A 6,566-nucleotide genomic window follows, 5' to 3' on the forward strand; every position below is an offset into this window, starting at 1 on the left:
TTGTGCGGGCCCCCGCCAATTCCTTTGAGTTTCAGGCTTGCGCCCGTACTCCCCAGGCGGGGCGCTTAACGCGTTAGCTGCGAGCCTGCCCCAAAGGGACAAGCCCTAGCGCCCATGGTTTACGGCCAGGACTACCCGGGTATCTAATCCGGTTCGCTCCCCTGGCTTTCGTCCCTGACCGTCAGGACAGTCCCAGCAGGCTGGCTTCCCCTTCGGTGTTCCTCCCGAGATCTACGCATTTCACCGCTACCCCGGGAATTCCGCCTGCCCGGACGTGCCTCAAGCTGAGCAGTTCAGGATGCCGTTCCGCCGTTAAGCGGCGGGATTTGACATCCCGCTTACCCAGCCGGCTGCGGACGCTTTACGCCCAGTGACTCCGCGCAACGCTCGGGACCTACGTATTACCGCGGCTGCTGGCACGTAGTTAGCCGTCCCTTCCTCTGGAGGTACCGTCAAAACCGTGAGGTATTAGCCCACGGTCCCTTCGTCCCTCCTGACAGCGGTTTACACCCCGAAGGGCTTCTTCCCGCACGCGGCATCGCGGGGTCAGGCTTTCGCCCATTGCCCACGATTCCCCACTGCTGCCCCCCGTAGGGGTGCGGGCCGTGTCTCAGTCCCGCTGTGGCCGGCTACCCTCTCAGGCCGGCTACCCGTCATAGGCTTGGTAGGCCGTTACCCCACCAACAACCTGATGGGCCGCGGGCCCATCCCCAGGCGGGAGCATGCAGAGCAGAGGCCCCCTTTGGCCGAGACACCTCAGTGATGCTCGGCATTATGGGGTATTAGCCCCGGTTTCCCGGGGTTATCCCCCTCCTGGGGGTAGGTTACCCACGTGTTACTCACCCGTTTGCCGGTCGCCAGCACCCTCCCGAAGGAGGGTCTGCTGCCCCACGACTTGCATGTGTTAGGCGTGCCGCCAGCGTTCGCGCTGAGCCAGGATCAAACTCTTCATGGAAATAGGGCACAAGCAAACTCTTTACAGTTCAAAAGAACCCCAGATACTGAGGATTCCTTCCCCCTATTCAGTTGCCAAGGAGCCAGGCGAGCCTCTCGGGACTCGCTATCCTTCAAAGCGGTCTATTAATATAGACCATTTTCAGATGGGTGTCAAGAGGTTTTTGCCTGACCCACTGGGGATGTGGAAGGGTTTACTTGAAAAAAGGGCTAGGTATAGCTATACTTTTATTCTCGGCTGTCCCCGTAGCTCAGGCGGATAGAGCGCGAGATTCCTAATCTCGAGGTCGGAGGTTCGAGTCCTCCCGGGGACGCCATTCAAAACTCCAAAACCTCACCGTAGGAGGGTGAGTAGCTCTCAAGACCAAGCCTATTTTTTATGTGTTTTGAGAAGACCTCCATCTTTTCGGGCTCGCCGTGAACCAGAAAGGTCTTTAGGGGTGAGGCTGCCGACAACCACTGGGTTAGCTCCTCCTGGTCTGCGTGGGAGGAGAAACCGTTTATGGTAAAGATCTGTGCCCTCACAGCGATCTCTTCACCGAGGACCCTCACCTTCTCCGCCCCCTCTATTATCTTCCGCCCAAGGGTACCCTTAGGTTGAAAGCCCACGAAGATAAGGCTACACTCCTCTCTCCAGAGGTTGTGCTTAAGGTGGTGGAGTATCCTCCCTCCTGTCAGCATCCCACTGCCCGCTATTATTATCGCTCCGCTCTTTATGTCATTTATCTTCTTTGACTCTTCAACGGTGCGAGTGAACTTCACGTAAGGGAAGCTGAAGGGGTCCCTTTCCTTGAAGATCCTGTAAGTCTCTCTATCAAAGAACTCTGGATTCTGCAGAAATATGCGTGTTGCGTTTATGGCAAGAGGACTGTCAAGGAATACCTGACACTCTGGGAGTATGTCCCTCTCATACATCTCCCTCAAAACGAAAAGTATGTCCTGTGCCCGCTCCAAGGCATAGGAGGGTATGAGAACGTTTCCTCCCCTGTAGAGCGTTTGGAGGACTGCATCCTCAAACTCCTCCTTTGACTCCTTGAAGCTCTTGTGCCTTCTGTCGCCGTAAGTTGTTTCAATGAAGAGGTAGTCCGCCCTTCCTGGGTCTGAAGGGTCTCTAACTATGGGCTTGTCCCTGTTCCCAAGGTCTCCTGAGAAGGTTATCCTGAGGTTATCAATCTTGAGCTCAACGAAGGAAGAACCGAGTATGTGTCCGGCATCCTTAAGTGTAAAGCTCAAGCCTGGAGCGAGGGTGTACTCCTTCTCATAGTTCAGATAGGGAGTGTGAAAGGCATCAAAGCTCTCAAGGACATCAAGCTCTTCGTAAAGGGGCGGGTTCACTATCTCTCCCACCCTCTCCGCTTTCTTGAGTCTGCTCCTGTAGGTCTCCTCCATTACCTTTGCCGCATCTAAGAGCATTATCCTGGCTATCTGGGCGGTCGGGCGTGTGCAGAGTATCTTTCCCCGGAAACCTTCCTTAACTAGGAGCGGTATCCTACCGCAGTGGTCTATATGGGCATGGGTGAGTATGATGTAGTCAATATCTCTGGGATTGAAGGGAAAGGGCTGGTAGTTCATGTCTTCGTCAGCTCCCTGAAACATACCGCAGTCTATTAGGAGCTTGAGACCTTTAGCCTCAACGAGATGACAGCTTCCGGTTACAGTCTTTGCTGCACCGCAGGGGGTTATCTTTATTGTCATAACCTAATTATAAGGCTATAATAATTAATCTCTCAGGCCCGGTAGCTCAGTTGGTAGAGCACCCGGCTGAAAACCGGGGTGTCGGCGGTTCGATTCCGCCCTGGGCCACATCAAACAGCAACCTCCATAACCCTGTTCATGAACTTTCTTACCACTTTCTTCCAGTCTCTCTTTCCCTCCTCAACCTCATCAAGAGCCTTTTCCATCATTGCTGTGAACTCGTAGTCCATAAGGGTCGGGAACCTCTCCACGAGGAAATCAACCACCTGAAAGGCTATCTCAGTTGGGACGAGCGCCCTTTTACGGGTGTGGACATAACCCCTCTGCTTTAGGGTCTTGACTATGGTCGCATAGGTTGAAGGGCGCCCTATGCCGAGCTTCTCAAGGGTCTTTACGAGACTCCCCTCTGTATATCTGGGAGGTGGCTGGGTCTTCTTCTCCTCAACATAAACTTTGATCAGCCTCAGTATATCCCCCTCCTCAAGCTGGGGGAGCTCCTCTTCTTTGATATCTGAGGGGTACACCTTTGACCACCCCGGAAATAGGATCTTAAGTCCCTTTGCAACCATCGTTATTGGCTTCTTTAGTTTCGGTGAGCTCACCTCTATGTGAGCGGTTTCCTTCTCTACGAGCATATCAGCCATCAGGCTCGCAAGGGTCCTGCTCTCTATGATCTGGTAGAGCTGGGCGTACTCCCCCTTACCAGCATTCCTGCCGAGGGAGGTCGGTCTTATACACTCGTGGGCACCCTGAGAGGTGGGTCTCTCCCTGAACCTCCTGAGCCTTCCGACGTACTCCGGTCCAAACCTCTGCTCTATGTACTTCATGAACTCCTTTGCCTTTTGGGTGTTCATCCTGTAGCTGTCGGTCCGCGGGTAGGTTATCAAGCCCTGCTCGTAAAGCTTCTGAGCTATGGACTGGGTCTTGTCGGTAGGGAAACCGAGCCTCGTATTCGCTTCGCTTTGGAGTGAAGAGGTTATAAAGGGCTTGGGAGGAGCTACCTTCTCTTCTTTTCTCTCAACCCTGAGAACCGCATAGATGGCATCTCTTATCCTGTCCGCTATCTCCTTCGCATCTGAGGGGTTCTCGTAGCGGTAGTCGTAGGTCGCTACGAACTGCCTTCCGTCCTTCTCAAGCAGTGCCTTCACGTAGTAGTACTTCTTTACCTTAAAGCTCTCTATCTCCCTCTCCCTTTCAACTATGAGCCTGAGAGCGGGTGATTGAACCCTTCCAGCGGAGAGCTTGTAGTTTCTGAATGCCCTCCAGAGGAGGGGAGAAATCTTGTAGCCTATGAGCCTGTCAAGTATCCTCCTTGCGAACTGAGCGTGAACCATGTTCATGTTTATATCCCCAGCCTTTGCTATGCTCTCTTTTATGGCTGAGGGTGTTATCTCATAAAAAACTGCCCTCCTAATATCTCGGGCGGTTCTCTCTATCTCCTTCTTTACGAAGTAGGCGATAGCCTCCCCTTCCCTGTCTGGGTCTGTGCCTATGTAAACGGTCTCAGCTTCCTTGGAGAGCTTCTTTATCTGGAGGACTACCTTCTTCTTCCCCTTCACGTAGACGTAGCGGGCTGAAAGGGTCTCCTCATCAACGCCCAGTTCCTTAGGAGGTAGGTCCTTGATGTGTCCGAAGGTTGCTCTCACCAGAAAGCCCTTCCCCAGATACCTTTGGATGGTCTTCGCCTTTGTGGGAGACTCAACTATAAAGAGGTTCATTAGACTATCTTGCCCATAGACCTCTCCCCAAGCCTTATGTGGTACTCAAGGGTCCTCATTATGTCCTCTATAGTCTGGGATATCTCTTCGGTGGCGAGCTCCTCGTAGTCCTGAAGGGAGTTCTCAATGAACTCAGCAACAGCCTCAAGCCTGTCAAGGATCGGTTCCTCATACACCATAAGGCTCTCAAGGAAGAGGGGCGAGGCTGATTCAAGGGCTGGAAGGAGAAGGGAGGCGAGGGAGAGGCTTTCGGAGGTAAGGAGAAGCGCCTGCTCCTTCATGTACTTGTCCGTCATAGACTCAAGCTCGTCAAGGACGAGAGAGATGAGGCGCAGACCCTGGGTGAGCCTGCGCAGTATGTCAACGGTTTTCAGGGTTATCTCCCTCGTGGGCTTTTGCTGGGCAAACATGAAGGTGTTTATAACCTTCCTCTGGAAGGAGATCTCCTCCTCCAGCTTCGCAAGGAGTATGTAGTAGGGATTTACCTCCATCAGGATAAAGAAGTTAAACGCACTGCTCTGAAGTTTCAACCCTGTACTCTTCTACGAGCTCCGTGTAGTCGTCAAACCAGTGAGCCTCCGGATTCCTCCTGTAAACCATGAACTTGCCCGCATTGTCAGGGTCCGCAGCCCTGTGGTACCTGAAGAACACAAGCTCGCTCGTCTTTCCGAGAATCTCTATCTTACCCGTCTCATGGGACATAACATACCTGACCCTTGCGGCGAGCCCAGACATCTTGGACCTTACCTCTTCAACTAGATCTATGGTCTCCTCTATCTTCGTGGAGTAGGTCTTGTTTCCGGCTGTGGGTCTGCACTGGAAGACGTAGTAGGGAGGCACACCTATAAAGGACAGCTCCTCAAGGAGCTCCCTCAGGGTCTGAACATCGTCGTTTATACCCTTAAGTATCGGGGTCTGGTTCGTCAGGGTCGTTCCAGTCTTCTGAACGAGCCCGATAGCCTCCTTAGCCTCCTTTGTAAGCTCCCTCGGATGGTTGAAGTGGTTCATCAGGTAGAGCTTCTTACCCGTGTGGGTGTTGAACCACTCAAAGAGATCAAGGAGCTCAGGGTCGTCTATAACGCGGAAGGGGTTGACCGCAAGCATCTTGGTTCCTATCCTGACTATCCTCACGTGGGGGATTTCTGCAAGAGCCTTGAGGACCTTCTCAAGCTTGAAGGTGGCGAGAACGAGGGGGTCTCCCCCTGTGAGGAGGACGTTGTTTACCTCCGGGTGGTTCCTTATGTACTCAAGACCCTCGGACACATCCCTCGCGACCTCGTCGTTGTCGTTCATGAAGAGCCTCTTCCTGAAGCAGAACCTGCAGTATATACCGCAGACATCCGTAACAAGCAGGAGAGCTGTGTCGGGATACTTGTGCTCCAAGCCGTGAACCTTCATATACTTGCTCTCGTTGGAGGCGTCAAGCCTGCCCCACACCTCAAGCTCTTCGGTCGTGGGTATGACAATCCTCCGGATAGGGTCGTCTGGGTCTTCCCAGTTTATAAGAGAGTTGTAGTAATTGTTTGTCCTGAAGGCGAATTTATCTGTAACTTCTTTGAGCTCCTCCCTCTCTTTGGAGGAAAGTTTGTCCAGAAGCTCAAGCTTTGTGATGTATTTAACCTTCCTTTCCATGACACCCACCTCCTTTTAAAGGCAAAGAATAAATCTTAAAATCGCAGCTACCACACTTGCGAGCTCTTATTTTAAGAAATTTTCCTCTCATGTCAAGCCTATGGTAGCTTATAAAACAGATAATGGTTTATAATATATCTTTAAGGCGATGTTAAGGTTTTTAAAATTCGGTTTTATTCTTTTGAATTTTATATTGATATCATCTTGCGGAATAAAGAAGGAACCAAAGCCCCTGCCAGAACCCGAGTTTAGAGTTCTAAGAATAGGGACTCTCGTTTACCTTATCCCCTCCGACAAAGATGTTATCCCCGAAGGCTTTACAGGAAAGGGATGGTACTACATAAAGGAGGAGCCTAGAAGGTTCTGTTTCAGGGTAAAACACCTGAAGGGTAGGGAGACTCTCGTCTGCGTCCCGGAGGCTTATCCGGATAAGCCCTCTGCAGAGGTAACCCTCCTTGATAAGAGCCTCAAGATCCTATTCAAAAGAGAGGGGGTTTACAGGGTGTATCCTTACAGGGAAGGACTGATACCCAAGGCTCTAAAGGAGCTGAGGGGAAGGGAGGCTGT

The 6,566-nt window shown here is 52.1% G+C and carries 5 protein-coding genes, 2 tRNA genes and 1 rRNA gene; 3 read left to right on the forward strand and 5 right to left on the reverse strand.

What is annotated here, in order from left to right:
- Positions 1 to 955, reverse strand: a 16S ribosomal RNA gene (locus tag AC1HCM_RS04765); the annotation flags it as partial.
- A gap of 239 nt (positions 956 to 1,194) precedes the next feature.
- Between AC1HCM_RS04765 and AC1HCM_RS04770 the strand changes: the two genes are divergently transcribed.
- Positions 1,195 to 1,271 (forward strand) — tRNA-Arg (locus AC1HCM_RS04770).
- Between the two features lies 1 nt (position 1,272).
- On the opposite strand, the gene AC1HCM_RS04775 is transcribed toward AC1HCM_RS04770, so the two are convergent.
- The gene (locus tag AC1HCM_RS04775) at positions 1,273 to 2,649 is read right to left on the reverse strand and encodes an MBL fold metallo-hydrolase RNA specificity domain-containing protein (protein WP_479460632.1); all 1,377 of its coding nucleotides are present in this window, start codon (positions 2,647 to 2,649) and stop codon (positions 1,273 to 1,275) included.
- A 35-nt stretch (positions 2,650 to 2,684) separates the two neighbouring features.
- Between AC1HCM_RS04775 and AC1HCM_RS04780 the strand changes: the two genes are divergently transcribed.
- A tRNA-Phe gene (locus AC1HCM_RS04780) sits at positions 2,685 to 2,757 on the forward strand.
- A gap of 2 nt (positions 2,758 to 2,759) precedes the next feature.
- Here the strand turns inward: AC1HCM_RS04780 and topA are convergent.
- The 3 genes from topA to AC1HCM_RS04795 are packed head-to-tail and all read right to left on the reverse strand — an operon-like array spanning position 2,760 to position 5,999.
- Positions 2,760 to 4,367 carry a type I DNA topoisomerase gene (gene topA, locus AC1HCM_RS04785; protein ID WP_479460633.1) on the reverse strand — a complete coding sequence of 536 codons (1,608 nt, stop codon included), beginning with the start codon at positions 4,365 to 4,367 and terminating at the stop codon, positions 2,760 to 2,762.
- Complete coding sequence (locus AC1HCM_RS04790; RefSeq protein WP_479460634.1) at positions 4,367 to 4,897, reverse strand: hypothetical protein; 531 nt, start codon at positions 4,895 to 4,897, stop codon at positions 4,367 to 4,369. Before AC1HCM_RS04790 ends, topA begins: the two co-directional genes overlap by 1 nt.
- On the reverse strand, positions 4,872 to 5,999 hold the full coding sequence (locus AC1HCM_RS04795; RefSeq protein ID WP_479460635.1) for a KamA family radical SAM protein: 1,128 nt from the start codon (positions 5,997 to 5,999) through the stop codon (positions 4,872 to 4,874). Before AC1HCM_RS04795 ends, AC1HCM_RS04790 begins: the two co-directional genes overlap by 26 nt.
- Before the next feature lie 193 nt (positions 6,000 to 6,192).
- Here AC1HCM_RS04795 and AC1HCM_RS04800 point away from each other — a divergent pair.
- Positions 6,193 to 6,566 (forward strand): hypothetical protein (locus tag AC1HCM_RS04800; protein ID WP_479460636.1); only part of this gene is annotated, 374 nt, incomplete at its 3' end.

Source organism: Hydrogenivirga sp. (assembly GCF_056450045.1).

Coding starts and splice junctions, on each gene's coding strand:
- topA (WP_479460633.1), bottom strand. CDS start 4,367: ATGAACCTCTTTATAGTTGAGTCTCCCACAAAGGCGAAGACCATCCAA.
- AC1HCM_RS04775 (WP_479460632.1), bottom strand. CDS start 2,649: ATGACAATAAAGATAACCCCCTGCGGTGCAGCAAAGACTGTAACCGGA.
- AC1HCM_RS04795 (WP_479460635.1), bottom strand. CDS start 5,999: ATGGAAAGGAAGGTTAAATACATCACAAAGCTTGAGCTTCTGGACAAA.